29 protein-coding genes are annotated in these 26,109 nt (G+C 60.3%); 19 read left to right on the top strand and 10 right to left on the bottom strand.

Annotated features, from left to right (window positions below; all coding sequences use genetic code 11):
* Positions 1 to 81: 81 nt before the first annotated feature.
* From NWI01_RS07540 to NWI01_RS07530, 3 genes are all read left to right on the top strand, one after another.
* Positions 82 to 1,293: a TrmJ/YjtD family RNA methyltransferase gene (locus NWI01_RS07540; RefSeq protein ID WP_141383271.1), complete on the top strand. Its 1,212-nt coding sequence runs from the start codon at positions 82 to 84 to the stop codon at positions 1,291 to 1,293.
* A 171-nt stretch (positions 1,294 to 1,464) separates the two neighbouring features.
* Positions 1,465 to 2,169 carry an exonuclease gene (locus NWI01_RS07535; protein WP_210242950.1) on the top strand — a complete coding sequence of 235 codons (705 nt, stop codon included), beginning with the start codon at positions 1,465 to 1,467 and terminating at the stop codon, positions 2,167 to 2,169.
* The gene (locus NWI01_RS07530; protein ID WP_181410407.1) at positions 2,141 to 3,136 is read left to right on the top strand and encodes a nucleotidyltransferase domain-containing protein; all 996 of its coding nucleotides are present in this window, start codon (positions 2,141 to 2,143) and stop codon (positions 3,134 to 3,136) included. The genes NWI01_RS07535 and NWI01_RS07530 overlap by 29 nt, the downstream gene beginning before the upstream one ends.
* 51 nt (positions 3,137 to 3,187) lie before the next feature.
* Here the strand turns inward: NWI01_RS07530 and NWI01_RS07525 are convergent, their stop codons facing one another.
* Positions 3,188 to 3,856: a hypothetical protein gene (locus NWI01_RS07525; protein WP_141383269.1), complete on the bottom strand. Its 669-nt coding sequence runs from the start codon at positions 3,854 to 3,856 to the stop codon at positions 3,188 to 3,190.
* A gap of 263 nt (positions 3,857 to 4,119) precedes the next feature.
* Between NWI01_RS07525 and cynS the strand changes: the two genes are divergently transcribed.
* On the top strand, positions 4,120 to 4,608 hold the full coding sequence (cynS, locus tag NWI01_RS07520; RefSeq protein ID WP_011314583.1) for a cyanase: 489 nt from the start codon (positions 4,120 to 4,122) through the stop codon (positions 4,606 to 4,608).
* Between the two features lie 405 nt (positions 4,609 to 5,013).
* Here the strand turns inward: cynS and NWI01_RS07510 are convergent, their stop codons facing one another.
* The gene (locus NWI01_RS07510) at positions 5,014 to 5,340 is read right to left on the bottom strand and encodes a DUF1476 domain-containing protein (protein ID WP_141383268.1); all 327 of its coding nucleotides are present in this window, start codon (positions 5,338 to 5,340) and stop codon (positions 5,014 to 5,016) included.
* A gap of 344 nt (positions 5,341 to 5,684) precedes the next feature.
* On the opposite strand from NWI01_RS07510, the gene purC reads away from it, so the two are divergent.
* From purC to NWI01_RS07480, 6 genes are all read left to right on the top strand, one after another.
* Positions 5,685 to 6,452 carry a phosphoribosylaminoimidazolesuccinocarboxamide synthase gene (gene purC / locus NWI01_RS07505; RefSeq protein WP_181410406.1) on the top strand — a complete coding sequence of 256 codons (768 nt, stop codon included), beginning with the start codon at positions 5,685 to 5,687 and terminating at the stop codon, positions 6,450 to 6,452.
* 7 nt (positions 6,453 to 6,459) lie between these two features.
* Positions 6,460 to 6,699 carry a phosphoribosylformylglycinamidine synthase subunit PurS gene (gene purS, locus NWI01_RS07500; protein ID WP_141383266.1) on the top strand — a complete coding sequence of 80 codons (240 nt, stop codon included), beginning with the start codon at positions 6,460 to 6,462 and terminating at the stop codon, positions 6,697 to 6,699.
* A gap of 164 nt (positions 6,700 to 6,863) precedes the next feature.
* Positions 6,864 to 7,565: a phosphoribosylformylglycinamidine synthase subunit PurQ gene (purQ, locus tag NWI01_RS07495; RefSeq protein WP_141383265.1), complete on the top strand. Its 702-nt coding sequence runs from the start codon at positions 6,864 to 6,866 to the stop codon at positions 7,563 to 7,565.
* Between the two features lie 10 nt (positions 7,566 to 7,575).
* A complete protein-coding gene (locus NWI01_RS07490) occupies positions 7,576 to 8,265 on the top strand; it encodes a hypothetical protein (protein WP_141383264.1) in 690 nt (229 codons plus the stop codon).
* A gap of 135 nt (positions 8,266 to 8,400) precedes the next feature.
* Complete coding sequence (purL, locus tag NWI01_RS07485; protein WP_141383263.1) at positions 8,401 to 10,611, top strand: phosphoribosylformylglycinamidine synthase subunit PurL; 2,211 nt, start codon at positions 8,401 to 8,403, stop codon at positions 10,609 to 10,611.
* Positions 10,612 to 10,823: 212 nt separating this feature from the next.
* Positions 10,824 to 11,057 (top strand): BolA family protein, encoded by a 234-nt coding sequence (locus NWI01_RS07480; RefSeq protein ID WP_009797187.1) that lies wholly within the window; start codon positions 10,824 to 10,826, stop codon positions 11,055 to 11,057.
* Positions 11,058 to 11,063: 6 nt separating this feature from the next.
* Here NWI01_RS07480 and egtD read toward each other — a convergent pair whose 3' ends face one another.
* Together egtD and egtB are read right to left on the bottom strand one after the other, a co-directional pair.
* Positions 11,064 to 12,044 carry an L-histidine N(alpha)-methyltransferase gene (gene egtD / locus NWI01_RS07475; protein WP_375782172.1) on the bottom strand — a complete coding sequence of 327 codons (981 nt, stop codon included), beginning with the start codon at positions 12,042 to 12,044 and terminating at the stop codon, positions 11,064 to 11,066.
* A 42-nt stretch (positions 12,045 to 12,086) separates the two neighbouring features.
* Positions 12,087 to 13,331, bottom strand: coding sequence for an ergothioneine biosynthesis protein EgtB (egtB, locus tag NWI01_RS07470; RefSeq protein ID WP_141383261.1), 1,245 nt, complete (start codon positions 13,329 to 13,331; stop codon positions 12,087 to 12,089).
* A 233-nt stretch (positions 13,332 to 13,564) separates the two neighbouring features.
* Between egtB and grxD the strand changes: the two genes are divergently transcribed.
* Together grxD and NWI01_RS07460 are read left to right on the top strand one after the other, a co-directional pair.
* Positions 13,565 to 13,903, top strand: a complete 339-nt coding sequence (gene grxD / locus NWI01_RS07465; RefSeq protein WP_181410405.1) for a Grx4 family monothiol glutaredoxin — start codon at positions 13,565 to 13,567, stop codon at positions 13,901 to 13,903.
* 233 nt (positions 13,904 to 14,136) lie between these two features.
* Positions 14,137 to 14,400: a PepSY domain-containing protein gene (locus NWI01_RS07460; protein WP_141383259.1), complete on the top strand. Its 264-nt coding sequence runs from the start codon at positions 14,137 to 14,139 to the stop codon at positions 14,398 to 14,400.
* A gap of 288 nt (positions 14,401 to 14,688) precedes the next feature.
* Here the strand turns inward: NWI01_RS07460 and rpsD are convergent, their stop codons facing one another.
* From rpsD to NWI01_RS07445, 3 genes are all read right to left on the bottom strand, one after another.
* Positions 14,689 to 15,306, bottom strand: a complete 618-nt coding sequence (gene rpsD, locus NWI01_RS07455) for a 30S ribosomal protein S4 (RefSeq protein ID WP_011314595.1) — start codon at positions 15,304 to 15,306, stop codon at positions 14,689 to 14,691.
* 301 nt (positions 15,307 to 15,607) lie between these two features.
* Positions 15,608 to 16,414, bottom strand: coding sequence for a glutamate racemase (gene murI, locus NWI01_RS07450; RefSeq protein WP_141383258.1), 807 nt, complete (start codon positions 16,412 to 16,414; stop codon positions 15,608 to 15,610).
* A gap of 280 nt (positions 16,415 to 16,694) precedes the next feature.
* Entirely contained in the window at positions 16,695 to 17,252 is a 558-nt protein-coding gene (locus NWI01_RS07445; RefSeq protein WP_141383257.1) for a PAS domain-containing protein, read from the bottom strand.
* Between the two features lie 450 nt (positions 17,253 to 17,702).
* Here NWI01_RS07445 and NWI01_RS07440 point away from each other — a divergent pair, with 450 nt between their 5' ends.
* The 3 genes from NWI01_RS07440 to NWI01_RS07430 all read left to right on the top strand — a co-directional run bounded on the left by NWI01_RS07440 (position 17,703) and on the right by NWI01_RS07430 (position 19,835).
* Entirely contained in the window at positions 17,703 to 18,173 is a 471-nt protein-coding gene (locus NWI01_RS07440) for a hypothetical protein (RefSeq protein WP_141383256.1), read from the top strand.
* A 210-nt stretch (positions 18,174 to 18,383) separates the two neighbouring features.
* Positions 18,384 to 19,178: a rhomboid family intramembrane serine protease gene (locus NWI01_RS07435; RefSeq protein ID WP_141383255.1), complete on the top strand. Its 795-nt coding sequence runs from the start codon at positions 18,384 to 18,386 to the stop codon at positions 19,176 to 19,178.
* 228 nt (positions 19,179 to 19,406) lie between these two features.
* The gene (locus tag NWI01_RS07430; protein ID WP_141383254.1) at positions 19,407 to 19,835 is read left to right on the top strand and encodes a CBS domain-containing protein; all 429 of its coding nucleotides are present in this window, start codon (positions 19,407 to 19,409) and stop codon (positions 19,833 to 19,835) included.
* Positions 19,836 to 19,847: 12 nt separating this feature from the next.
* Here the strand turns inward: NWI01_RS07430 and NWI01_RS07425 are convergent, their stop codons facing one another.
* Entirely contained in the window at positions 19,848 to 20,894 is a 1,047-nt protein-coding gene (locus NWI01_RS07425; protein WP_141383253.1) for a patatin-like phospholipase family protein, read from the bottom strand.
* 235 nt (positions 20,895 to 21,129) lie between these two features.
* Here NWI01_RS07425 and NWI01_RS07420 point away from each other — a divergent pair, with 235 nt between their 5' ends.
* Entirely contained in the window at positions 21,130 to 22,179 is a 1,050-nt protein-coding gene (locus NWI01_RS07420) for a hypothetical protein (protein WP_141383252.1), read from the top strand.
* A 227-nt stretch (positions 22,180 to 22,406) separates the two neighbouring features.
* Here the strand turns inward: NWI01_RS07420 and yidD are convergent, their stop codons facing one another.
* Positions 22,407 to 22,751, bottom strand: a complete 345-nt coding sequence (gene yidD, locus NWI01_RS07415) for a membrane protein insertion efficiency factor YidD (protein WP_141383251.1) — start codon at positions 22,749 to 22,751, stop codon at positions 22,407 to 22,409.
* Positions 22,752 to 22,981: 230 nt separating this feature from the next.
* Between yidD and NWI01_RS07410 the strand changes: the two genes are divergently transcribed.
* On the top strand, positions 22,982 to 23,899 hold the full coding sequence (locus NWI01_RS07410; RefSeq protein WP_141383250.1) for a COG3904 family protein: 918 nt from the start codon (positions 22,982 to 22,984) through the stop codon (positions 23,897 to 23,899).
* A 108-nt stretch (positions 23,900 to 24,007) separates the two neighbouring features.
* Here NWI01_RS07410 and NWI01_RS07405 read toward each other — a convergent pair whose 3' ends face one another.
* Positions 24,008 to 24,463 (bottom strand): iron-sulfur cluster assembly scaffold protein, encoded by a 456-nt coding sequence (locus NWI01_RS07405; protein ID WP_141383249.1) that lies wholly within the window; start codon positions 24,461 to 24,463, stop codon positions 24,008 to 24,010.
* A 248-nt stretch (positions 24,464 to 24,711) separates the two neighbouring features.
* On the opposite strand from NWI01_RS07405, the gene folE reads away from it, so the two are divergent.
* A complete protein-coding gene (gene folE / locus NWI01_RS07400; protein WP_141383248.1) occupies positions 24,712 to 25,437 on the top strand; it encodes a GTP cyclohydrolase I FolE in 726 nt (241 codons plus the stop codon).
* 141 nt (positions 25,438 to 25,578) lie between these two features.
* Complete coding sequence (gene hisI / locus NWI01_RS07395; RefSeq protein WP_141383247.1) at positions 25,579 to 26,016, top strand: phosphoribosyl-AMP cyclohydrolase; 438 nt, start codon at positions 25,579 to 25,581, stop codon at positions 26,014 to 26,016.
* Positions 26,017 to 26,109 lie beyond the last annotated feature (93 nt).

Here is a 26,109-nt window from a genome sequence, read left to right as displayed (position 1 = left end):
ACCGCTCTAAAGGCGCGATCGAAGACGCGGCAAGCCGCCATTGAACCAGAATCTCAGCTTGAATTGAAAGAACGAGGCAGGATGTCCGGCACCGACAGGACGAAAACCGGAATCGACGTCGTCGGCCCCACCGTGATTCTGGTCGAGCCGCAGCTTGGCGAGAATATCGGCATGGCGGCGCGCGCCATGGGCAATTTCGCCCTGACGCGGCTGCGCATCGTCAACCCGCGAGACGGCTGGCCTAATATCGCGGCGCAGCGCGCGGCGGCGGGCGCCGACCACATCCTCTCCCGCGTTGAGCTGTTCGATACCGTGGCCGAGGCGGTCGCCGACTGCACGCTGCTGTTCGCGACCACCGCGCGCGCCCACGATCAGGCCAAGCCCGTGGTGGCGCCGGAAGCTGCGGCGGTCGAGGCGACCGCGCAGATCGCGACAGGCGGCCACGTCGGCATCCTGTTCGGCCGCGAACGCGCCGGCCTGTTGAACGAGGAGGTGGCGATGGCGGATCGCATCATCACCTATCCCGTCAATCCGGGCTTCGCCTCACTCAACCTGGCGCAGGCCGTGCTGCTGATGGGTTACGAGTGGTTCAAGCTGGTGACGCGAGGCGAATTGCCGTTCGCGATGCCGGAACGCTCCGAGCGCGCCTCCCAGCACCAGATGCAGGCGTTCTTCGACAATCTCGTCAGCGAGCTCGACAAGGTGGAATTTCTCCGTCCTCCCGAAAAGCGCGACACCATGCTGGTCAACCTGCGCAACATTTTCACCCGCATGGAGCCGACCAAGCAGGATATGCACACGCTTCATGGGGTAGTCATGGCGATCGCGGAAGGGCGCAAGGGACCGGCCAAGGGCGGCGTGCTCGACGGCGCGCAGGCGACGCGGCTGCGGGCGCTGCTGGCCGAGCAGGGGGCGGGAGGAGCGTCCGCCGACAGCAGCAGCACCGTGCGTGGCCTCGCGCGGCTGCTGCGCCGTAATCCCACCGATGCCGAGCGCATCCTCTGGCAGGCGCTGACGCGCGACCGCCGCTTCGCCGGTCAGTTCAAGCGGCAGACCCCGGTCGGGCGGCACATCCCGGACTTCGTGTCATTCGTGCAGCGCGTTGCGATCGAACTGGTCAACGCGGACGAGAGCGACACTATCGCGCGCGACCGCGCCGCGCGATCGGCATGGCTCGCCGAACGCGGCTATCGTGTGGTGGAGATCGAGGCGGCGACGGTGGAAAGCGATCTGGCGGTTGTGTTGGATGATCTGGCGGGGAGGATGGGGGATGAGGCGGATGGTAAGGCCTAGGTTGCCACATCAACCGAAGCGCCCTTGAATCGGGCATTGGTTGCGTAAATTCAGGTCAGATATCCTTAGTTCCGCTGCTTTTCTCGATCCGTCGCTGAGTTTATCGGCAATCCTGTTCCAGCATGCACCAGCAGGGCTAAAATCTGCTCGGCTTAGATGGGCTGGCAGCAAGTGGAAGCAGACGAGTTAAGGCATTCGGAATCGTCGGCCAAGAACGTGTTTACGGCTGTATGGCAAATGCAGCAAAGTTCTCTTAAACTAGCGCCGGAGAAACACGTGGACGCATATTTTTCAGCAGACGTGGAGACAGACGGGCCGATTCCGGGACCGTACTCGCTGCTGTCGTTTGCAATCGTGTATGCCGGGTCATACGACGGTCGTCGCTTTTCCAGACCGTCCGATAGCCAAAATTTTATTTACCGTGAGCTTAAGCCGATATCAGGTGAGTTTCAAACAGAAGCTCTCCGGATCAATGGATTAGATAGGTCACGATTATTGGTAGAGGGGATGTCACCAGCAGATGCTATGTCGCAAGCGTCAAGGTGGGTGCGTGAAATAGCTGGTGATAGGACGCCGGTGCTAGTCGCGTATCCGCTCAGCTTTGATTGGTCGTGGCTGTATTGGTATTTCATTCAATACTGCGAGAGTGGCTCGCCGTTTGGATATTCTAGATGCTTCGACATTAAAACAGCGCTTGCGGTCAAATCAGGCCTTCCAATCTCTGAAGCGGGCCGTTCGCATCTGCCTCCTTTGTTGCGTTCTACTCATCAAAATACACACCACGCCGTGGACGACGCCAAAGCACAGGCGGAAATTTTTGCGAATATTTTTGAATGGGAGGGAGTTCTTGCGAGAGTTGGAAAGACGTCGGTCTGAAACAGCGTCGCGTTTGGCCAATCTGAGGGTAAAATTAGAAGCAGCAGAGGAAATGGTCAGCGGTAAAGCGTGTGTGTATACGACTGGATCTTTTGGAAGAGGTGACGCCAGTCCTTACAGCGATTTGGACTTATTTATTGTTGGCCGACTGGACGACGACAAGGAGGAGGAACCGACTAGCGCGCTTAAACGCCTAGATGATGTTTTGGTGCGAGCGGACCTCGTCCGTGCTACTCGTGATTTGAAAATTCCAGACTTTGACGGGGACGGAAAATATTTAGTTCACTATTCTATTGCGGACTTAACGAAAACACTCGGACATCCAGAGGACGACGTTACAAACACTTTTACTGCACGCTTGCTGCTATTGCTAGAAAGCAGCCCACTCTTAGGACGATCAGTTTATGAATCCATTACACGCGATGTTATTGCGCGGTACTGGCAAGACTTTTCCGATCATGAAGCTTCATTCATACCTGGTTTTTTAGCAAACGATATCCTCCGCCTTTGGCGGACATTCTGTGTGAATTACGAAGTGCGTACTGCAAGTACCTCAGTCGAAAAGAAAGCCAAGAGAAAAGTAAAAAACTTTAAACTTAAGCACAGCCGACTTCTCACCTGCTTCTCGGCTCTCTTATTTCTTTTAAATGTATTTAGGCTCAACAAAACTGTTCGAAGCGAAGATGCGGTGGAGATGATCAAATTGAGTCCAACCCAGCGGTTAGAGAAGATTGCTGGAATGCATGCAGACATGAGCGTTCAATCTTGCGTTTCAAAGCTGCTAGACCAATATGATGCCTTTCTCGAAATGACGAACCACAGCGAGCTGGAATTAGTCAGCATCTTTCAGGATGGAGTGCGCTATCAACCCTACAAAGAACGAGGTCACGCATTCGGAAATACTATGTTTAATGCGGTAAATTTGGTTGGGGATGGGAGCCTCTTTCACCGGATTCTTACGGTCTGAAATGGCGTGGTAGTGGGATTCTCCACACATGCTGTAGGCGTGACTTACCGTCTACCTCCTCCTCTTCCCCCTCTGCCGCAGCGCCGGATGATCCTTCTTCACCGGCAAATTCGCATCGATCACCAAATCCAAAGCCTCCTGCGGAGCGCGGTCGATGTCGACGCCGCCGCGGTGCATGTCCTTCAGCGCGGCCCGGATCGCTTCGTCGCGCGAAAGCCGGTCGCGCCCGGTCTCCGCTCGGCTCAGCAATTTACGCCGACCGCAGCGTCCCTGCGCCTCGAGCCGTGCCATTTTCAGGGCTTGGAGGGCCTGCATCAGCTTGTCGAGATCGACGCCCGGCGTCTCCTCTAACTCGCGCACCATGCGCTCGGCGAGCGCCTGCAGTCGTTCGGCCAATAGGCGCAGCTTCAGGCGTCGTCCGGCGCGGGCAGTTGGCACGGTGTCCGTCGCGCGCGGCGCAAAGGCTGGACGTTGCCAGCCTGAATTGCGGGCCCAGAAGGAAATGGTGCCCTGGCTGATCCCGGTTTTGGCTGCGATCGCGCGCTGCGAGAGGGTGGTCGTTTCGATCAGACGGCGGATGAGGGCTACCGTCGAATCCGCATGCAACCGCCGCGAGCCGCGTGGCCGGGAATCCGCATTGATCGCGGGCGGCCCCTCCGTTGGTTCGTCTGGTTTCACGCGAAGACGGGTGAGGGTGGGAGGCGTGCGAGGCAGGATCATGCGTCGGAATATAATCCTACAGGGTCGTTCGAGCAAGCGCGGAGGTTTTAAGTTTCGTCCCGCCTCATGGGTCACTGCGCGCGTTATGGCGGGTGCCCGCTTATGGGGCATCCGCTGCGCAAATTATGGTCAATCGCTCGCTTCTCGGTGGCTTCCAGCGTCAATCAAGGCCTTGTTGCCCGCATTCCACGCCGAATCCGCCATGGCACGGGCATTGCAATGGATGGGGGGTCCAAGGCTAGCTTTTCAGACGGGAGACAAAGATGAAGCGATCCGACCTCACCGAAAAGATTCTCGACATCAAGCGCGAGAAGGAATGGAGCTGGTCATACATCGCCGGTGAGATCGGCGGTTGTTCCGACATTTTGATCGTCAGCGCATTGCTCGGCCATATGAAGCTGACCAAGTCGCAGGCGGCGGTTGCCGGAAAGCTGTTCGGCCTCTCCAAGACGGAAATCGCGATGCTCAACGAGGTGCCTGTGCGCGGCGCGGGCGTTCCAATGCCGCCGACCGATCCCTTGATCTACCGCCTGTACGAACTGGTGATGATCAACGGACCCGCGCTGAAAGTGCTGATCGAGGAAGAGTTTGGCGATGGCATCATGTCGGCGATCGACTTCGACCTGGAGCTTGCGCGCGTCGCCAGCCCGAAGGGCGATCGCGTCAAGATCGGCATGTGCGGCAAGTTCCTTCCGTTCAAGTATACCGCCGCCAGCGAGCAGCATCGAGAGCGCCACCTCGAAGAGGCCTGAGCTGGAGCGGGATGGGAAAAGTGTGGTGCGGTTTTCCGCCCGCATCCCGCGTCTCAAAATATTGGAAACGATCACGTTCATGGTTTTGGATCGATTCGATCCAAAACCATCGTGATCCAGAATCGGTTTCAACTGCGTTGAATCAGACTCCTCGCTTATCTTTTTGTTTGAGCACGATCTGATCCGAAAACCGGTTCCCACTTTGCGCTGACGCGGCCCTTCGGGTCGGGGTCATGCTCGAGTGGCTCGACCCGGCGTGGTTTATCATGAAGAGCATGGGCGATTGCGCGGCAGATCGCCCCTGAATGACCCGCGTCGCGTTCCTGAGTTCCGGTTTTTCATGCCCGCCCGGCGCAAAGCCGGGCGCGGATAGTTGCGGTCGCGAAAATAACGCGGAGGGAAGCCTTACGCCCCCGCCTTTACCTGGGCGATGGCCTCCGCAAACAGCGCATCCATTTGCGCGCGGACCTGCTGCTCGGTGAGCGCGACGCCCTTGGCGGAAAGGTCGCCCATCACCTTGCGAACCACGTCGGCGTCACCGGCTTCCTCGAAGTCGGCGGCGATGACCTCCTTCGCATAGGCATTGGCGGCGTCGCCGGTAATTCCGAGCTTCTCCGCGACCCATAATCCGAGCAGCTTGTTGCGGCGGGCCTCAGCCTTGAATTTCTGCTCCTCGTCGAGCGCGAACTTCTTCTCAAAACCTTCTTCACGCTTGTCGAATGATGTGCTCATGGCTTGGGTCCGGTTCCATTGTTGCCGAAGCTTTTATTCCGTCCGCTGGCGCGGCGGGCTTAATATCCTAGATCACATTCCTAAATAAGGAAGGGCCGATCCGGGAACAACGGGCGCAAGGTCGCAGGGTGAGGCGGGTAAAACTTCGCGCCGGACGGTCGGCATTGATTGTGCTCGGAGACTCAATCGGCTACCCTGCGAACAGGTTGGGTTCTTGTTCTGTTTCCCGTTCTTGACCGGGATTGGTCTGGGATTCCTGGCCTTCGCGGCAGCTCCGCCACGGTCACATCAAGCGCTCGGAGCACACCAACTTCATGGATTTCAACAACACACGGTACATTCCAATGAGCCGTCGGCGTCGCATTTACGAAGGCAAGGCCAAGGTGCTTTACGAAGGACCGGAGCCGGGCACCCTGATTCAACACTTCAAGGATGACGCAACCGCGTTCAACGCCAAGAAGCATCAGGTGATCGAGGGCAAGGGCGTCCTCAACAACCGGATTTCGGAGTACCTGTTCCAGCACCTCAATGACATCGGGGTGCCGACGCATTTCATCCGCCGACTCAACATGCGTGAGCAGTTGATCCGCGAGGTCGAGATCGTGCCGCTGGAAGTCGTGATCCGCAACGTCGCGGCGGGGTCGCTGTCGCAGCGGCTCGGCATCGAGGAGGGCACCCAGCTTCCGCGCTCCATCATCGAATTCTACTACAAGAACGATCAGCTCAACGACCCCATGGTGTCGGAGGAGCACGTCACGGCGTTCGGCTGGGCGACGCCGCAGGAAATCGACGACATCATGGCGCTGGCGATCCGCGTCAACGACTTCCTGACCGGGCTGTTTCTCGGTATCGGCATCCGGCTGGTCGATTTCAAGATGGAATGCGGCCGGCTGTTCGAGAATGAAATGATGCGAATCGTCGTCGCCGATGAAATATCGCCGGACTCGTGCCGGCTGTGGGACATCAAGTCGAATGAGAAGCTCGACAAGGATGTTTTCCGTCGCGATCTCGGGGGGCTGCTGGAAGCCTACACCGAAGTCGCCAAGCGGCTCGGTATTCTGATGGAGAACGAGCGGCCGATCGGCGCCGGTCCGGTGCTGGTGAAGGGTTGAGGCGACCGTGAAAGCACGCGTCACTGTTACGTTGAAAACCGGGGTTCTCGATCCGCAGGGCAAGGCCATCGAGGGGGCGTTGAAGTCGCTTGGCATCGATGGCGTCGCCAGCGTGCGCCAGGGCAAGGTGTTCGATATCGAACTCGACGGCGACAAGACGAAGGCGGAAGCCGCGCTCAAGGCCGCCGCCGACAGGCTGCTGGCGAATACCGTGATCGAGAACTATCGCGTCGAGGTTCTGGGCTAGGCGATGCCAGGCAGGCAGGGGCTCTACTCTCGTCATGGCCGGGTTTATCCCGCCCATCCACGGCTGTCTTGCCAAGCCGCAGTCAAGACGTGGATGTCCGCGACAAGTGCGGGCATGACGGAGGCCGGTTTTGTCAGAGGGTGTCACATTTCCGGATCTGGCAGATGAAATCCGCAGTTCTCGTTTTCCCCGGCATCAATCGCGAGCGCGACATGGCGCGCGCGTTGCGGCTCGTGTCCGGGCGCGAGCCCGCGATGGTGTGGCACGCGGAGACTTCTCTGCCCGAAGGCACCGATCTCGTCGTGGCGCCGGGCGGCTTTTCCTACGGCGATTACTTACGCTGTGGCGCCATCGCCGCGCGTTCGCCGGTCATGGACGCGGTGCGCGCTTTCGCGTCTGACGGTGGTCTTGTGCTCGGCGTCTGCAACGGCTTTCAGATTCTCTGCGAGTCCGGGTTGCTGCCCGGAATCCTCATGCGCAACGCGCGATTGAGGTTCATCTGCCACGACGTTCACCTGCGGGTCGAACGCTCGGACACGCCGTTCACGCGCGGCTACAATGCGGGGCAGGTGATCCGCGTGCCCGTCGCCCATGGTGAGGGCAACTATGCCGCCGACGAGGACACCGTCCGCCGTCTCGAAGGCGACGGCCGCGTGCTCTATCGTTATTGCTCGGCGTCCGGCGAGATCGACGATACGCACAATATCAACGGCGCGGCGCAGTCGATCGCCGGCATTATCAATGAGCGCGGCAACGTGCTCGGCATGATGCCGCATCCGGAAAATCACGTCGAAGACACCATGGGCTGCACCGACGGCCGCGGCCTGTTCGCGGGGCTGGTGGCGCATCTGGAGCGGGCGGCGTGAGTAACCCAGTATGATCGACATCTTTGAATATTGGAAAGATGTTGATCCGAGAACCTTAGTTCATCCGGAAGACAGACCATTTTTTGACAGCAATAAGCATCGTCTTTGTTTGTCTTGTCTGCCAGTTCCCTATTACGGACCACTCAAAACGGCAAAGATTGTTCTTCTGTATTTGAATCCTGGGCTTACACAACGAGATATTGTCGCTGCATCAGATCCGACTGAGCAAGATTTTTTTTGGCGACAGAGACAAGGCTATGAATATTTGCGTGATCAGGAGGGCCGGAAAGAGAAATCTTGGTGGTTCTTGCGCACGAAGTATTTTGGACTTGAAACGGAGTTTATTCGCAAAAACCTCGCTGTCGTTCAGCTTTGCGCGTATCATTCTCAATCGTTCAAAGATTGGTCGCTGTTGACAAAGTTGCCATCGTGCAAAGTGGCGTTTGAGTGGACGCAAAATTTTCTTATCCCGCAAGCTAAGCGAGGAGAGCGTATAGTAGTTTGCCTCCGCTCACCAAAGTATTGGGGGCTGGAAGCTGGTCGCAAATATGAAGGGCAGCTTTTTTCTCCCAAGACCACCCGGCAAGGATTGGCGCTTTTAAGTGAACGTGCCGAATTAGTCCCGGCTATAAAAGCCTTCTTTGCTGATGAGTCACGCCGTCTTCCTGATCGGCTTGATCGTACCAGAGAATCAAAATAGGCGGCGCTTACAGTGCGACAGTACACCACGCAAAAGCGCGGCGGCGGATAACCATGAGGAAGCGCGGAATCGACCAGTATAAGGCGTTTTTCTGCACGTCCCATCGCCCTAATGAGGTAGATCGAGTCAGTACCCATGAGCCGCAACGAACCTCCAATCACGCCTGAACTCGTCGCCTCGCACGGCCTCAAGCCGGACGAGTATGAGCGCATCCTGAAGCTGCTTGGCCGGACGCCGACATTCACCGAACTCGGTATCTTCTCGGCGATGTGGAACGAGCACTGCTCGTACAAGTCCTCGCGCATCCATCTGCGCGGGCTGCCGACGAAGGCGCCTTGGGTGATCCAGGGCCCCGGCGAGAATGCCGGCGTCATCGACATCGGCGACGGGCAGGCGGTGGTGTTCAAGATGGAGAGCCACAACCATCCGAGCTACATCGAGCCCTATCAGGGTGCGACCACCGGCGTCGGCGGCATCCTGCGCGATGTCTTCACCATGGGCGCGCGCCCGATTGCCTGCCTTAACGCGCTGAGCTTCGGTGATCCGTCGCATCCGAAAACGCGGCATCTGGTATCGGGCGTCGTCGCGGGCGTCGGTGGCTACGGTAACTCGTTCGGGGTGCCGACCGTGGGCGGGCAGGTGCGCTTTCACACCCGCTATGACGGCAACATCCTCGTCAACGCCATGGCGGTGGGTCTCGCCGATGCCGACAAGATTTTCTATGCGGCGGCGTCCGGCGTGAACATGCCGATCGTCTATCTCGGCTCCAAGACCGGCCGCGACGGCATCCACGGCGCGACCATGGCGTCGGCCGAGTTCGATGACGACAGTGAGGAGAAGCGCCCGACCGTTCAGGTCGGCGATCCCTTCGCCGAAAAGCTTCTGCTGGAAGCCTGCCTCGAAATCATGGCGAAAGGCTGCGTCGTCGCCATCCAGGACATGGGCGCGGCGGGGCTGACGTGCTCGGCCGTGGAAATGGGCGCCAAGGGCGATCTCGGCGTCGATCTCGATCTCGACAGCGTGCCGACGCGCGAAACCGGCATGAGCGCCTACGAGATGATGCTTTCGGAAAGCCAGGAGCGGATGCTCATGGTGCTCAAGCCCGAGAAGGAAAAGGAAGCGGAGGCGATCTTCAGGAAGTGGGGGCTCGATTTCGCGATTGTCGGCTCCACCACGCCGAGCAGGCGCTTCGTGGTCCGGCACGGCGGCGATGTGATGGCCGACCTGCCGATCAAGGAGCTTGAATCGGAAGCGCCCTTGTATGACCGGCCGCATGTGCCGTCGCCGCAGTTACCCGTCATTCAGGCGCGCGAGGTTGCGCCGTCCCTGACGACAGCCGACGCGCTGGAGAAGCTGCTCGCGATGCCCGAACTGTGCTCGAAACGCTGGGTATGGGAGCAGTACGACCATGTCATCGGCGGCAACACCGTGCAGCGTCCCGGCGGCGATGCGGCGGTGGTGCGTGTCGAGGACGGACCGAAGGGGCTCGCGCTTACGGTCGATGTGACGCCGCGCTATTGCGAGGCCGATCCGTTTGAGGGCGGCAAACAGGCGGTGGCCGAAGCCTGGCGCAACATCACGGCGGTCGGTGGGCGTCCGCTGGCGATCACCGACAACCTGAACTTCGGCAATCCGGAACGGCCTGAGAATATGGGCCAGTTCGTCGGCTGCCTGAAAGGAATCGCGGCGGCCTGCACCGCGCTGGACTTCCCGGTCGTGTCCGGCAACGTCTCGCTCTACAACGAGACCAACGGCCGCGGCATTCTGCCGACGCCCTCGATCGGTGGCGTCGGCCTGCTTGATGACTTCACGAAGTCGGCCTCGCTTGCCTTCAAGGCGGAAGGGCATCCGATCCTGCTGATCGGCGACACCCAGGGATGGCTTGGCCAGTCGGTCTACCTGCGCGACATTTGTAGGCGCGAGGAGGGAGCGCCGCCGCCGGTCGATCTCGCCGCGGAAAGGCGCAATGGCGATGTGGTGCGCGGCATGATCCACGCCGGCACCGCGACGGCTGTTCATGACGTTTCCGACGGGGGGCTTCTTGTCGCGCTGGCAGAAATGGCGATGGCTGATGGCATCGGCGCGGTACTCGATGCCGCCCCGGCGGCGATCGTGCCGTACGCGTGGTGGTTCGGCGAGGATCAGGCGCGCTATATCGTGACCGTTCACGAACGGGATCTGTTGAGCGTTTTTACCAAGCTCAAGGCGGTGAACGTGCCATGCATTCAGATCGGGCTCACGGGTGGCCATGAGATCGCTATCGCAGGCGAGCGCGCTGTCGACCTCAAGGTCTTGCGGCGCGGCTTTGAAAGCTGGCTGCCGGACTACATGGCCGGAAAGCCGTGATGTGCCGGGAGATGACGTATGGCGCACGCGGTTGCGGCGAACACGCAGGCGCGGGGCGGCTTGCCGCGGCCGTCTTGCGGTTGAACCGGTTCGTGCAAATATAAGGCCCACCACGGCGTGACTGGACCGCGCGGCCGCGTTAAGCTCGGCGGCCGTTTGCGGGGATTCCGGTGCTTTATTGGGAACGCGGCGGATTTGGGAGACACTTTGAGATGGCGATGGAAGCGCGGGATATCGAGTCGATGATCAAGGAAGCGATTCCGGACGCCCAGGTGACAATCCAGGATCTCGCGGGTGACGGCAACCACTACTCGGCGACCGTGATCTCGGAGTCGTTCCGCGGCAAATCGCGGGTGCAGCAGCATCAGCTCGTCTACCAGTCGCTGAAGGGTCAGATGGGCGGCGTCCTCCACGCTTTGGCCTTGCAGACCGGCGTGCCGGAGTAGCCGTCGTCAGCACACCAGCGCGTGAACCGAAAACATCCCCTCCGGGTCGGTCCACGCGGCCACAGGCATCCAGCCAGACCCTCTCGCCAGGGCGTTGAATCGCTCGATGCTGTACTTGTAGCTGCTTTCAGTGTGGATGCTTTCGCCGGCGCGGAAGGCAAAGCTGTGGCCGTGCAAGCGGGCCGTCTGCGGCTTTTTGCTGACGAGATGCATCTCGATCCGGTGACGCTCCCGGTTGTAAATCGCGCGATGGGCGAACGCGGCCAGATCGAAGTTACCGCCGAGTTCGCGATTGACGCGAGCCAGCATGTTCAGGTTGAAGCGTGCGGTGACGCCGGCAGCATCGTTATAGGCCTCGTACATCCTCCGTTCGTTCTTTTCGAGATCGATGCCGATCAGCATGTATGCGCCTTCACCCAGGATATCGCGCGCGCCACGCAGGAAGCGGTTGGCTTCGTGAGGCTCGAAATTGCCCAGTGTCGATCCGGGGAAGAATCCGACCTTCGGCATGGTCGCGACCTGATCGGGTAGACGGAAGGGCGCGGTAAAGTCGGCCGTCACCGGATGGATTTCGAGATGCGGAAAGTCTTTTCGCAAGCCGCGGGCCTGCGCGTTGAGAAAGTCACCCGAAATGTCCACCGGCACATAGGCGGCGAATTCACATGCGGCCAGCAATAGCCGCGCTTTGGTGGGAGCGCCGGCGCCGAATTCCACCAGCGCCGCATGTTGAGGAATGATCGAAGCGATTTCAGCCGACCGGTCGCGCAGAATGCCCAGTTCGGTGCGGGTCGGATAATATTCGGGAAGCCGGGTGATCTGTTCAAACAGCTCGGAGCCCGCGGCGTCATAGAAATACTTTGGCGGGAGTTGTTTCGGATGGTGAGTCAATCCCGCGATCGCATCACGCGCAAATGTTCGTCTGCTTTCGTTGGATCCTGTTTCGTTGGATCGTGGCGTACCGGAAAAAGTGGCCGCATCCGGATTCATCATAGTGCCCCCTGCGTCGCGACGCGTGTGAGTTGACGGCGATCAGACGCCGTAGTCGGCGAGGCGCAGACCGGTGAATTGCCAGCGCTGATGCGGGTAAAAGAAGTTTCGGTAGCTGACGCGACTGTGCCGCTCCGGTGTCGCCAGCGACGAGCCGCGCAGAACAATCTGGTTGACCATGAACTTGCCGTTGTATTCTCCGAGCGTATCGCGACTTGCGCGATATCCCGGATAGGGCGCGTAGGCGCTTCGCGTCCATTGCCAGGCCACGCCGAACGCGTTGTCGAGATGTCCGGCCCTCGCCGCGACTTCCCATTCCATCTCGGTCGGCAGATGCTTGCCGCTCCAGCGCGCGAAAGCATCGGCTTCGTAATAGCTGACATGACAGACGGGAGCGTTCGGATCGAGCGGCCGCAAGCCGCCCAGCGTCATGACCTGCCAGCCATCGTCCGTCTTTCGCCAGTAGGCCGGAGCTTCCCACGCTTCGCTGGCCGCGGCGGAGAAGCCGTCCATCAACCATAACCTGGCGTCGCGATAACCGCCGTCGTCCATGAAAGCGAGCCAATCCGCATTGGTGACGAGACCGCGCGCGAGTTTGACCGGGCCGACCAGAACGCGATGGGCCGGCTTCTCATTGTCGAAATGGAAGCTGTCGCCCTGATGTCCTATGGTGTGGATGCCCTGATTCAGCGTGATCCATCCGCCGCCTGCGTGCGGCCTGGGAAACGGCCACGACGTGTCATAGGCGGGGGCAACCGGATTTTGTGCGAAGGCGTGCAGGATGTCCGTCAGCATCAGTTCCTGATGCTGCTGTTCGTGATTGAGGCCGGCTTCGATCAGCGGCGTCAGTCCGGCCAGCGCGTCGTCATCCGCTTCCTTGAGGAATCGGACGACCGCGGCGTCGACGTGCCGGCGATAGGCGGTGATCTCTTCCGCGCCGGGACGGGTCAGGAGCCCCCTCTGAGCGCGCGCGTGACGCGGGCCGGCGCTCACGTAATACGAGTTGAACAGGAAGGCGTAATCAGGATGGAACTGGACATAGCCGGGACTGTGCGGCGCCAGCAGGAACTGTTCCCAGAACCAGGTGGTGTGAGCGCGGTGCCATTTCGCCGGACTGGCGTCCGGCATTGACTGCACCATCTGATCTTCCGGCGTCAGCGGCTTCGCGCGCCGCTCGGTCTCGTTCCGGACCGTTAGAAATGCCTCCACGACGTCATCGGCCAGCCCCCTCGAAGCGGCAGGCGAGACACCGGGAGCCGCCCCGGCGGCAGATGCAGGATTCGCCACAGAACTCTCCAGTTTGGAGAGGAACGTTGCTCCGGAGAATGGGTTCCGTGGAATAGTCCGTTTGGTTGAAGGCCAGTTGCAGCACCGTCATTCCATTTCAGGAAGCCACGACGGCAACGCATAGGACAGCCCAGGCAATTTACTTTGTTGCACAACGATTTCGGGCTATATACATGCCAAACTGGACAGGGCCGCTCGCGGCTCCATAAACTCGCGGCCAAAAGGATCTGACGATGAGCATTAAGGAAACCATCGAGAACGAACTGAAGTCGAACGACGTCGTGCTGTTCATGAAGGGCACGCCGCAGTTTCCCCAATGCGGTTTTTCGGGGCAGGTGATTCAGATTCTCGACCACGTCGGCGTCGGCTACAAGGGCCTGAACGTTCTTGAATCTCCCGAACTGCGCGACGGCATCAAGACCTATTCGAGCTGGCCGACCATTCCGCAACTGTACGTCAAGGGTGAATTCATCGGCGGCTGCGACATCGTTCGCGAGATGTTCCAGGCCGGCGAGCTTCAGAAGCTGCTCTCCGACAAGGGCATCGCCTTCAACACCCCGGCGTCGGCCTGACGACAGTCCGGACGCGCCGCCGGTCCGCGACGCGGTGTTATTGTTGCGGACAGCGCGGCGCGGGACATCGATGCGATCCTAGCGCGGCGGAAGGTTCTGATCGGCCATGATGGCGCGGTCATCGCTTCTTGCTCATGAGGCGTGACGCGAGACGTTGAATTCGCGGCATGAGGAACCCTGACGACAAGTGGCCGTTCTTGTGCGGGCCATTTGCGTTGCAGGGAGATCGTCCGATGAGGATACGATATGTTGCCTTGGCGATGGCGGCGACCGTGGCGGTGGCCGGTCTTGCCTATGCCGACCAGCCGGGGACCGACTGGATGCCTGCGGATCAGGTCATTGAGAAGCTGACCGCGCAGGGATACACCAACTTCAGCAAGGTCGAGGCGGACGACGGCCATTGGGAATTGGAGGCTGATCTCAAGGGTGTCCGTTACGATCTTGAGGTCGACCCGAAGAGCGGCGAGGTCACCAAGAGCAAGCCTGAGAACGATTAGAGCATGATTCCGAAAAGTGGAAACCGGTTTTTCGGATAAGATCATGCTCAATCAAAAGACAGGGCGTGAGTGATTCAACGCCGTTGAACCAGACTCTATGCTTCCAACATCAGAATCTGGCTCTATGATTTTGATTTAACGCGTTTTCTTTGCGCGAATGGTATCCCATTCTCTGGTCAGCTTCAGGGCATGCTTGCCCGGAGAACCGCTGCAGTGCAGACGCTCCACGTCGCAAAAAAAAGCCCCGGTCGTTCCGGGGCTTTTTCTTGAACCGGGATGGTGCGCGGATCAGCGCGAATAGAATTCGACGATCAGATGAGGCTCCATCTGCACCGCGAAAGGAACGTCCGCAAGCTGCGGGATGCGAATGAATTTCGCGCTTTGCTTGTTGTGGTCGGCGTCGATGAAATCAGGCACATCGCGTTCGGCGAGCTGGTTGGCTTCCAGCACCAGCGCGAGCTGCTTCGATGCATCCTTCACTTCGACGGTATCACCAACCTTTAGCTTGTAGCTCGGAATGTTGACCCGGCGGCCGTTCACCTTGACATGGCCGTGATTGATGAACTGGCGCGCGGCGAAGATGGTCGGCACGAACTTCGCGCGATAAACCACGGTGTCGAGACGGCGCTCAAGCAGGCCGATCAGGTTCTCACCCGAATCGCCCTTCATGCGGGTCGCTTCGACGTAAATCGCGTAGAATTGCCGTTCGGAAATGTTGCCGTAATAACCCTTGAGCTTCTGCTTGGCGCGAAGCTGGGTGCCGAAATCGGAGAGCTTGCCCTTGCGGCGCTGACCGTGCTGGCCCGGGCCGTATTCGCGTTTGTTGACGGGACTCTTAGGGCGGCCCCAGATGTTTTGCCCCATGCGGCGATCGATTTTGTACTTCGCCTCGTTGCGCTTAGTCATCGCGTCCTCTTGTCAAAGTTTAAGCCTGTGGATCGAGGAGACGCGCCCTCCTGTGCTGAGGATCTGGACATGGTGAAAACCGGAAGGCCGCTCTTCGGGATCATGACAAATCCGCCGCCGACAGGTCCGGCCCATAAGCTTCACAGGCGGGACCACGGGTCGCGAAACGCAACGCGGGCCGAAACCGGCCCGCGTGCAGGCGTTTTCTTAGGGACAAACCATGGTCCTGTCAAACGAAAGCAGGGGAATCCGGCCGCGGAAATCGCGTGTCGGGCGGCCTTATATCTCAGGATGCAATGGTTCATGCCGGCACGCGGCCGCCGAAGAACGGCGCCAGTGCGTCCGTCAGCGTGCGCGCGCGGCCGGAGGTGAAAATCATCTCGGGCGGACGTTCATGATCGCCGGCGGTATTCGGCTCGAGCGGCCCCAGCAGATCGACGACACGGCGGGCGATCGCCGGCGCGGGATCGATCCATGACACCGGCCATGGCGCGAGCCTGAGCATCCGGTCGAGCAGCAGCGGGTAGTGCGTGCAGGCGAGCACGATGGCATCGGTGCGCAGGCTGCCACCGTCGCCAGCCGGAACGAAACATGGCGTGATCTCGCTCAGGATGTCGGCGTCGCTGACGGGCTTGCCGCTCAGAGCGTCCTCCGCCAGGGAGGCCAGCCGCGCGGCGCCGACAAGCGTCACGGTGCAGGCTTGTGCGTGATTCCGGATCAGCGCCTGAGTGTATTCGCGTTGTACGGTCGCCCGGGTGCCGAGCACCGAGACGCGCTTGGTTTTCGATGCGGCGCAAGCCGGCTTGATCGCTGGAACCGTACCCACGAACGGCACCGGATAGGCGGCGCGCAACGGCCCCAGCACCGAGACGGACATCGTGTTGCAGGCGATCACCACGATGTCGGGGGCATGGGCGCCGATCAACTCTCCGACCAGGGGCACCACGCGCGCGATGATGTCTTCCTCGCTGAGGCGGCCATAGGGAAAGAAGGCATCGTCGGCGACGTAGATATATCGTGCGGCGGGAAGGGCGTTGACGACCTCCCGCAGCACGGTGAGGCCGCCGAGGCCGGAATCGAGAATCAGAATGGTAGGGCTGTATGACACGCGGCAATATTAGGGGATGGTCGGTTACCGCGGAGTTTTTACGGATCAGGCTGATTTGTCCATCCCGGCGGAGGCGCGCCGCGCTCCAAAGCCGGGACCCGCCGTTTGGATTACATTCATCCTTGAGAGTCACATTTTCTCAAGGAGATGCAGCCAAAACCTGACCAAACAGTCGGGGTTGGGTTCAGTCGCGTTTCAAGTTGAATGCCCGATTTGAAATCTCGAAAAAATATTCTTTACCAATGCTTTGATGATATTATTTCATCAAAAGACTAAAGCTTTAGCGCAATCCTTCGTAGACCATGAAACCGCGCGCGATCGCGAGCTTTTTCAGGGCGCGCGGGACGAAGCGTTGCGGCGGATGATTCAGATAGCGCCATGAAGTGAGGGTGAAGTCCGTCACCGGCTGCCGGCTATGCTGCATCGGCGCCAGCAAACCGGTCAGGCTGATGGGCGTATGTGCGCGATGGCTGAAGGGTAACAGCAGCAACTCGAAATGTGCGAGCGATCCGTTGCGCTCGGTAGCGGTTAGACCGGCCACCGAGACCAGCAGTTCTTCGGATACGATACCGAGCATATCGGTGATGTCATCTCGGCTTGCGGCCGCAAACAGGGCTGAAAAGTTCTCGCCCTTGAGATCGCGATCGAGCAGGGCGCAGACCCGGGTTCCGGCGACACGGAACGGATAGCCGCGCTTCGGATCGTAGGACAGTACGAAGATGTCCCCGAGCAGTTGGCGAACCGCGTTCGGTTCGATCACGCGCCGGTCCGGGGCACGCTCGCCATCCCGTTTCTCATCCCAGTACGCGAAGAATGCCCGGTTCGATGGATGTTTCATGATGCAACCGTCCTGACCGGGGCTTGAACCGGACAAATCTGTCCTGCTTCAAGGCGACCTCGGTCGCTTTCTGTTGTGCAGGAGTGGTGTTGCAGCGTCCATGCCGGGAGGGCGGCTTCCGCGTCATGCGCTCCCTAATTGTGCCGTTAACGTTAAATTCATCATGTCTCTTAAGACTTCGGTAACTTACTCATCTCACGACATTTGATGGCTGCCTGCGAAATGCGGCGTTGAGGCGTGGCGCATGAGCCTGTGGAGGGAAGCGGGTTGGGAAAAGCCCGCCGCGGCCCGGCTGCATCGGCTGTCGCCGACATCGACAGCAAGAGCCGGATTGGGGTATTAGTCCGCCTGATCCGCGCGACCGCCGGTCGAGATCGTGGTGGCATGAGACCGGATAGAGCGCCGTTCGCCGACTATCCCGTACTCGATGATGGCAGAGGCAAACGCTGAATGAGACAGGCGGGAAGAGTCGCGCGGTTTTGGGTGGCCGCTTTTGGTGTTGTGGTCGGCCTTCAATCGACCTGTATTCCGGCCCGGTCTGATGAACTCCGAGGTGGCGGCGCGGCCGTCGAAGACAACCAGTTCCGGCTGGCTCTCCTTATCAAGAACGTGGCTGGCCATGCTCGCGATGGTTTCACCATTCAGGTGAGCGAGGTCTCAGCGGAAAAGGCAGAGGTTTCGGCGGACACTCAGGTGAGCGAGACCTCGGCGGAAAAGGCGGAGGCCCCTGCTGACACTCAGGTGAACGAGGTCTCAGCGGAAAAGGAAGAGGTCCCCGCGGAAAGGGAACGAGACCACAGCGCTCGAAGTCTTAACGAGATGCTGGCCTGGTTCCTGAAGGGAGCGGCCTTGCTGACCGCCATGGTGCTTTTCTACAAAGGGCTGAAATGGTGGGTGTTACGCAATCGCGAGAGCGAGTAACATACTCGCTTTCTGTTCTTCTCGCGCGACTGTTTTGACATTGGTTTGAAAGGTTGCGTTGTCGGGAATGTCGGGCGACCTGCGATCGGGAAGGGGCCGTCTGGACCACCTTTTGATGGGTTTCATCAGCCGGATCGAACCTTGTTTGCACAATCCCCTTATGCAGCTTATTGCAGCCTATCGCCCCCTTGAGCCGTCAGGTCGCCGCCCTTGGACTCTCGCCCAGATCCATCGTCAGAACGTCCGCCGGAATCTCCGCGTGAACCGATCCTGACCCTGCCGGGGCCGTTGACCGCCTATATCGGCCTTCTGGCGGCCATTCATGTCATGTGGTCGTCTGTTCCGCCCGATCTGGAATACTGGATCATCGAGGCGTTCGGCTTCATCCCGAAGCGGTACGATCCGAGTCTCCTGGCGACGGCGTTTCCAGGAGGAAGTGGCGCCAAGGTCTGGACCTTCGTGACCTATTCGCTGCTGCACGCCAATCTCAGCCACATCGGTTTCAATATTCTGTGGTTGCTGCCCTTCGGCAGCGCGCTGGCGCGCCGTTTCGGCGGCTTCAGGTTTTTTCTTTTCATGGCGGTAGCCGCCGTCGCCGGCGCGGTCGCGCATCTCGTAACCCACGAGCATAGTATCGCACCGATGATCGGTGCGTCAGGATCGGTGTCGGGCGCGATGGCCGCGTCGATCCGGTTCGCCTTCGCGCAGGGAAGTTTTCTATCCTTCGGCCGCGGCGATGCCGACGCCGCCGCGCAGGTGCCGGCGCTGTCGTTGACGCGCGCATTGCAAAATCCCCGCGTCCTCGCGTTCCTCGCAGTCTGGTTCGGTATCAACATCATCTTTGGCATGGGATCGATCGCGATCGGCTCCGAGCCTGGCAGTGTCGCGTGGCAGGCTCACATGGGCGGCTTTATGGCAGGCCTTCTATTGTTTTCATTGTTCGATCCGGTGCCTCGTCCGGCGCGCGACGCCGACGATGCGTCTTCCGGCGCGGATCATGTCTGACGACGGCTTGCGATGCAGGCTGATTTCATTCATCATCCATTTGGTCAGGCGAGTTTGAATCCGTTCTCGTGATGGAAACGATGCCCCTGTCGGTGCGTTTCACTCGGGTTGGACGTTTAGACAAGATGGACGTTTAGCCGTCGCCTGAATGCTAAACGGCAAGGATCGCGCAAAGTGATCCCGCGCGATCCCCGAAAAGGGAAGCGACGTCCCTCAGGGAGGCCGACCATGACAGTACGTGCTATTCTCAGCGCCAAGGGTTCTCAAGTCGCAAGCGTCGACCCCGACGTGAAGCTTTCGGCGGCGCTCAAGATTTTATCTGAGCGGCAGATCGGGTCCGTTATCGTCGTGAGCGGTACGCGCATTGAGGGCATTCTGTCCGAGCGGGATGTGGTCCGCGCGCTTGACGAGCGCGGCGCGGCGGCGCTCGACCAACCGGTCAGCGCCGCCATGACCCGCAAGGTCGTTAGCTGCCGTCTGTCGGATACGGTTGCTCACCTCATGGAAGTCATGACGGCGGAAAGGTTCAGGCATCTGCCGGTGGTGGAGGAGGGCAAGTTGGTAGGCCTGGTCTCGATCGGGGACGTCGTGAAACTGCGACTTCAGCACTACGAAGCCGAGCAGGAGGCGCTACGCGACTACATCAAAATGGCCTGAGCACGTTTCCTATCAAGGCTCGGTTCCATCTTCAGGATTGGCCGCGCGAATAGTGTCCGGCACCGACCCCGGCGCGAGAACTTCGATCGCTTCCATAATTGCTTCGATCGCCCGGTCCGCAGCGCGTGTACCGTGCGCGATCAGATCGTTGGCGCGGTGGAAGTCGAACCAGCCGATCTGGCCGACTCGCGGCGAGATCAAAAGGTCCGGCGGGTCGCCGGCGAGCCGCGCCCGCGTGATTCGATCCTGCATGATGTTGAACGCGTCGGTCATGACCGACACGACGCCCGGGCGATTGCCGCCGCCGAAGAATTCGCGCTTGACCGTTCGCTCGAGCGAAAAGAACCTGCTGAAGCCTAGTCTGCTCGGCGGGGGCTCAACGACCTCCTCCTGCACGCCGTTCTGCGTGCCGTGGGAAAATATCGTGGTGCTGCGACCGAACACGTCGTTGGAGAGGTTGGCTGCAATCACGACCTCGGCGCCCAGCGCGCGGGCCGTGGAGACGGGCACCGGATTGACGAGCGCGCCATCGACCAGCCAGCGATCGCCAACCAGCATCGGCGCAAAGATGCCGGGAAGTGCATAGGACGCACGCATGGCATCGACCAGCCGCCCGTGCGTAAGCCAGATTTCATGGCCGGTGCGCACTTCCGTCGCGACGCTTGCGAACTTGAGCGGCAGTTCTTCGATCTGGATGTCACCGAGCGCATTTTCGAGCCGGGCGGTGAGCTTGGCGCCGCCGATCAACCCGGAGCCATTCAACCGGATGTCCAGGTAACTGAAGAGACTCCGAGGTTGCAGGCTGCGTGCCCACTCCTCCATGGTATCGAGACGGCCCGCGGCATAGGCGCCCCCGACGACTGCTCCGATCGACGTGCCCACCACGACATCGGGCTGGATGCCGTGCGCGATCAGGGAACGGAGAATGCCGATATGAGCGAAGCCGCGCGCGGCTCCGCCGCCGAGGGCCAGTCCGATCACGGGCCGCCTGACGCTATCCAATCCTACTTTCTGGCCGTTCGACCCGTTCTGGTCGCGACCTTTCATATCCTCCGGCACGACAGGATTCTCCGATTACCGATATCGGTTACCGCGCTTCCGGCGGACAGGGTGAGCGCAAGACAGGATCAAGTCAGGATGACGTGCCGGATGCTGCTTCGCCTGGGCGGAAATTATCACCGGACAGCGGTGTTTCAACCCGACGGGCCGGTTTTTAAGCCTTCCACAGCAGGATGCAATTCTGAACGGGTCCAGAGGCTTGAATTTGCCGTGTTTTCCGGGAAGAACCGGCACCATGATCTTCGGGGGAAATCATCGGTATCGTTCAGGCTGGCGCTCGTGGCCCTTGCTCGTGTCGGTTGCCACACTCCTCGCGACGTATCCTCACGTATCCTCGGCGCAATTGTTCAGCGAACGTCCGCCGCCGGTCCCGCCGGAATCCGTTCCGGAAGCGCCGCCGCCGGGAGCCGCGATCAGCCTCGCGCCGTCCTCAGGTCCGGCGTCCATGCCAAATCTGCCTGCGCCATTGACCCAGGCGCCGGTCGCCGCCGTTCCGCTGACTTCCTCGCCCCGGGTCGCATCTCCCGCGCAGGCGGTGCTGTCATTGACCGCGCGCTACGGCAAGGACCTGCCGCCCATCAACAGCGGGCTGATCTGGCGCGTTTATACCGACCGACCCGACGAGACCGGGGCCTTCAAGCTGGTGCGTGAAGACCGTGAAGCGACGCCCAGCATCACGCTCCCCCCGGGCGACTATGTGGTGCACGTTTCGCTGGGGCTGGTCAGCGCCGCGCGGCCCGTGACGCTCAGGTCCGACGCCGACCGAGAGTCGTTCGTGCTGCCGGCGGGCGGATTGAAAATCGAGGGGCGAGTCGGCGCATCGATGATCCCGCCCAACCAGATTTCCTTCAGTATCTACAAAGGCAGTCAGTTCGAGGGCACCGAGCGTGCGCCGCTCCTGCCCAATGCCGCCGGGGGCGACGTCATGCTTCTGCCGGAAGGCACCTACTACATTGTTTCCAACTATGGCGACGCGAACTCGGTCGTACGATCGGATATCCGTGTGCAAGCAGGGAAGCTGACCGACGTGACGATTTCCCATCGCGCCGCGGTCATTACCCTGAAGCTCGTCAGCGACAAGGGCGGGGAGGCGCTGGCGAATACGGCGTGGTCAGTCCTGACGCCCGGGGGCGACGTCATCAAGGAGTCGATCGGAGCCTTTCCCCGCGTGGTGTTGGCGGAGGGGGAATATCGCGTCATCGCCAAGAACGAAGGCAAGGTGTTCGAACGTGGCTTCGAGGTCTCCAACGGCGTTGACGGCGAAATCGAGGTTCTCGCGCGTTAAAGCATGATCCCGAAAAGCGGAAACCGGTTTTCGGACAGGATCATGCTCGAATAAAAAGCTAGGCGACGCGTCTAATTCAACGCAGTTGAAACAGGCTCTGGAGCATGATCCCGACCCGAAGGGCCGCGCCAGCGCAAAGCGGAAACCGGTTCGCGTGAAGAAGCGTGTCAGACAACAATCCGGGGTTTCACCTCTGATTGAAATCCGAAGCGAGGCTTCAGAAATTCCTACTTCGCATTCACGCCGCGCCAGCGGCCGTAACGCCAGGGCCGGTACCACGTCGCGCTGGACGGTTTCGCCACGGGAACATTATCGATGCCGGACGTTCCCCAGGGATGGCAGCGCAGAATCCGCGCCAGCGTCATCCAGCCGCCGCCCCAAAGCCCGAAACGCGCGATGGCTTCGTCGCCATAGGCTGAGCATGTCGGCAGGTGCCGGCAGTTGAACCCCACCAGCGGCGACAATGTGTGACGATAGATCCAGATCAACATCCGCCCCGCATTACGCGGCAGCCGCAGAGCGGTACGCGCACAAGCTGGGCATAACCTGGAACCTTGAAATGTCGGTCTCATGACTGCGGGGCTTTTTATTTTCGCGATAGGCGCGTTCCGCGCGAGGTTCCTCTCCCGGAACCAGGTCAGGCTGCAATTGCGCCACAAGTCGTGGAAATATCGCATGGTTTTGCGGATCATGGCAAAGGTTGTCATGGACGCTGACACGTCTCGCGGCTAATTTCATGATGTTCTGGTGACAGGTCATCGTGTTGGAGTTCTAGAAACATCGGCTGCGGGAAGGAACCGAAGTGAGGTTCGCGCAATCATCTGGCTTCTATGGACGGGCGCTTTTGTGCGCAGCAGCTTTGGGTCTCGCCTTTTCAGGCTCCGCAGCCGGGTTGGATAAACACGACTCAACCAAAGCAAATCTCGAAGCACGCAAGCAGCCAATGCGATTCTCCTGGATCGCTTGTGAGCCGCGTTGCGGGAACTGGATCACCGCCGTCGGCCTCGTCACGGGCGAGACCCTTAAAACCTTTAACGACTTCGCCGCCGGGCGTGATCTTGCCGGGGCGACGGTCGTACTGGACTCGGGTGGCGGCTCGGTCAACGACGCCATCGCGCTCGGGCGGCGATGGCGGGAACTCGGCCTGCGCACCACGGTCGGAACCAGCGCCGTGGTCACGACCGTGGCAGGCGATCGCGCAGCCGTGCTGCCCGAAGCCTATTGCGAGTCCATGTGCGTGTTCGTGTTGCTGTCTGGAAAAACCCGCTACGTGCCTGAGCGTGCGCATGTTCGTGTCCATCAGATCTGGATGGGGGATCGCGCGGACAACGCCAGGGCCGCGAGCTACACCGCCGAGGATTTGACGACCGTGGAGCGCGACATCGGTCGGCTCGCCAAGTACACCTTCGAGATGGGCGGGTCGGGTGATCTGCTGTATCTGGCGCTCAACATTCCTCCCTGGGAGGCTCTCTATGAATTGTCGCCATCGGAATTGCGTTCCACCAATCTGGTGACGACGGACAGCATCGCGGATGTGTTGCCGGATGGGGAGGCCGCCGAGGCGTCCGTCGCCGATCTCGTCACCAAGCCGGTACAGGATCGCTTTCCTGGCGCCACGAATGCGCCCGCTGTCGTGACGATGACGGGACAACCGACCAAGACGGCTGAAGCGGAGCCCTCCGGAGCCGCGGCGGTAACCGCCATCCCCGCCCGGCAATAGAGCCTGCTTCTGATAGAATCAGAAGCAGGCTCTATTATTCTGTTTGTCGCGTTTTCTTCACGCGAACCGGTATCCACTTCGCTCGAAAACGCTTTGGCGACGCTGGATTCAGCTTTGCGCGGTGGTCAGCGCGGCCGATTTGGCCTCGATCTGACCAATGGCATCGACGACCGCGTCGAACGTCAGCAGGGTGGATGCGTGGCGCGCCTTGTAGTCGCGCACCGGTTCGAGCAGCGCGATCTCCGCCCATTTTCCTTTGGGGGGCGCGCCGTTTTCCTTCAGCATCCTGCGGACGATTTCGCGCAACTCGCGAAGTTCGCTGGCGGTCGAGCCGACCACATGGCGCGCCATGATCGAGGAGGACGCCTGGCCGAGCGCGCAGGCCTTCACGTCGTGCGCGAAGTCCGTGACCACGGGGCCATCCATCTTGATGTCGATTTTGACCGTGGACCCGCACAGCTTCGAATGGGCGGTGGCGCTGGCGTCCGGCGCGGGCAGACGGCCCAGGCGCGGAATATTGCCGGCCAGTTCGATGATGCGGGTGTTGTAAACGTCGTTCAGCATAAGGTTTCGATATTGAATCGCTGAAAGAGGCGGAGCGACGCTCTTGGCGACGGGAACCTCGAAGCCTATATATGTATCTATCGACCGGAAACGCAATCCGGCGATTTTCCGTCGCACCCGGATTGAACTTCAATTCGGTCGTTGCAATGTTAATATCAAGGGACTCAGGCGTCCGGTGGCGAGAAAGGCCGCCCCGTCTGCCCGGTGACACCTCCGGTCTAACGTCGGGCCGGTCGAACGGAGTGAAGATGGACGCTTTGATCAAGCCGCTGCGCAGCGGCAAGCCTTCTGATATCAACAAGGCTTCTGATATCAAATCCAGTAACGCCAAGCCTGCCGGCTTTTCTCCCGCCCAACTGGATCCGTCGGAGTTCATGGCGGCGGTTCAGCCGAACCGGCAACGCCCGTCGCGGCATGAAGCGGAAGACGCGGTCAGAACGTTGTTGGCCTATATCGGCGAAAATCCCGACCGGGAGGGGCTGCTCGATACCCCGCGCCGGGTGATCGAATCGTATGACGAGATTTATCAAGGCTATCATCAGTGTCCGGCCGAAGTGTTGAACCGGACCTTCGGTGAAACCGCGGGCTATGATGATTTCGTGCTGGTCCGCGACATCCAGTTCACCTCGCAGTGCGAGCACCACATGATGCCGTTTTATGGCAAGGCTCATATCGCCTATACGCCTGTGGAGCGGGTGGTCGGGCTGTCCAAGCTGGCGCGCCTGACCGACATCTTCGCCCGAAGGCTCCAGACCCAGGAGCACATGACCGCGCAGATCGCCGCGGCCGTGGACGAGGTGCTCAAGCCGCGTGGCGTCGCCGTGATGATCGAGGCTGAGCATACCTGCATGTCGGTGCGCGGCGTCGCCAAGCATGGCGCGATGACCGTCACCAGCCGGTTCACCGGCTTGTTCCGCGATGACCCTGCGGAGCAGGCACGCTTCCTGTCCATGGTACGGGGGCAGCAGCGTTAAGCCCCATCAGCGTTTTGAGTGGAACCATTGCTGTTCCGGGTTCGCATGAAGAAAACGCGTCAAACATAAAGAAAGATAGAGTCTTTCACCGTTTCCATGAAGAGGTGAAAAACTCTGGGCTCTATTCCGCAGGGATTTCCTGTGTCTGGATCAAAATCTTCATCTGAGGCCGAGGAGGGGCTGGCGTTCCAGCCCCGCTTTGATGCGTCTGGGCTTGTGACCTGCGTCGCGACGGATGCCAGGACCGGCGACGTTCTGATGGTGGCGCACATGAACGAAGAGGCGCTGCGGCGGACCGTCGAGACCGGCGATGCCTGGTATTACAGCCGATCACGCAAGGCGTTATGGCGGAAAGGCGAGAGTTCGGGTCAGGTCCAGCGCGTGCTGGAAATGCGAACGGACTGCGATCAGGACGCTGTCTGGATCAAGGTCGAGCAGCAGGGCGCCGCCTGCCATACCGGGCGGCGCTCTTGCTTCTACCGGGCGGTGACGAAAGGCGAGGGCGCGGGAATCCGTCTTACTTTTGTGGATGCCGACAGGCTCTTCGATCCGGCCGATGTTTATCGCGCGAAAGCCTGACGGGGCTTTCCGGCTTTGCTGGCGACACCTGCGTTAAGGCGCCGTTAACCATAATCCTCCACCTTGCGCTTCTAGAGCGTTTTCGAGCGAAGT

It is taken from the genome of Nitrobacter winogradskyi, from assembly GCF_006539545.1.
GTDB classification, from domain to species: Bacteria; Pseudomonadota; Alphaproteobacteria; order Rhizobiales; family Xanthobacteraceae; genus Nitrobacter; species Nitrobacter winogradskyi_A.
Note: the sequence above shows the minus strand (reverse complement) of the source record. Positions and strands in the feature narration are given on the sequence as shown.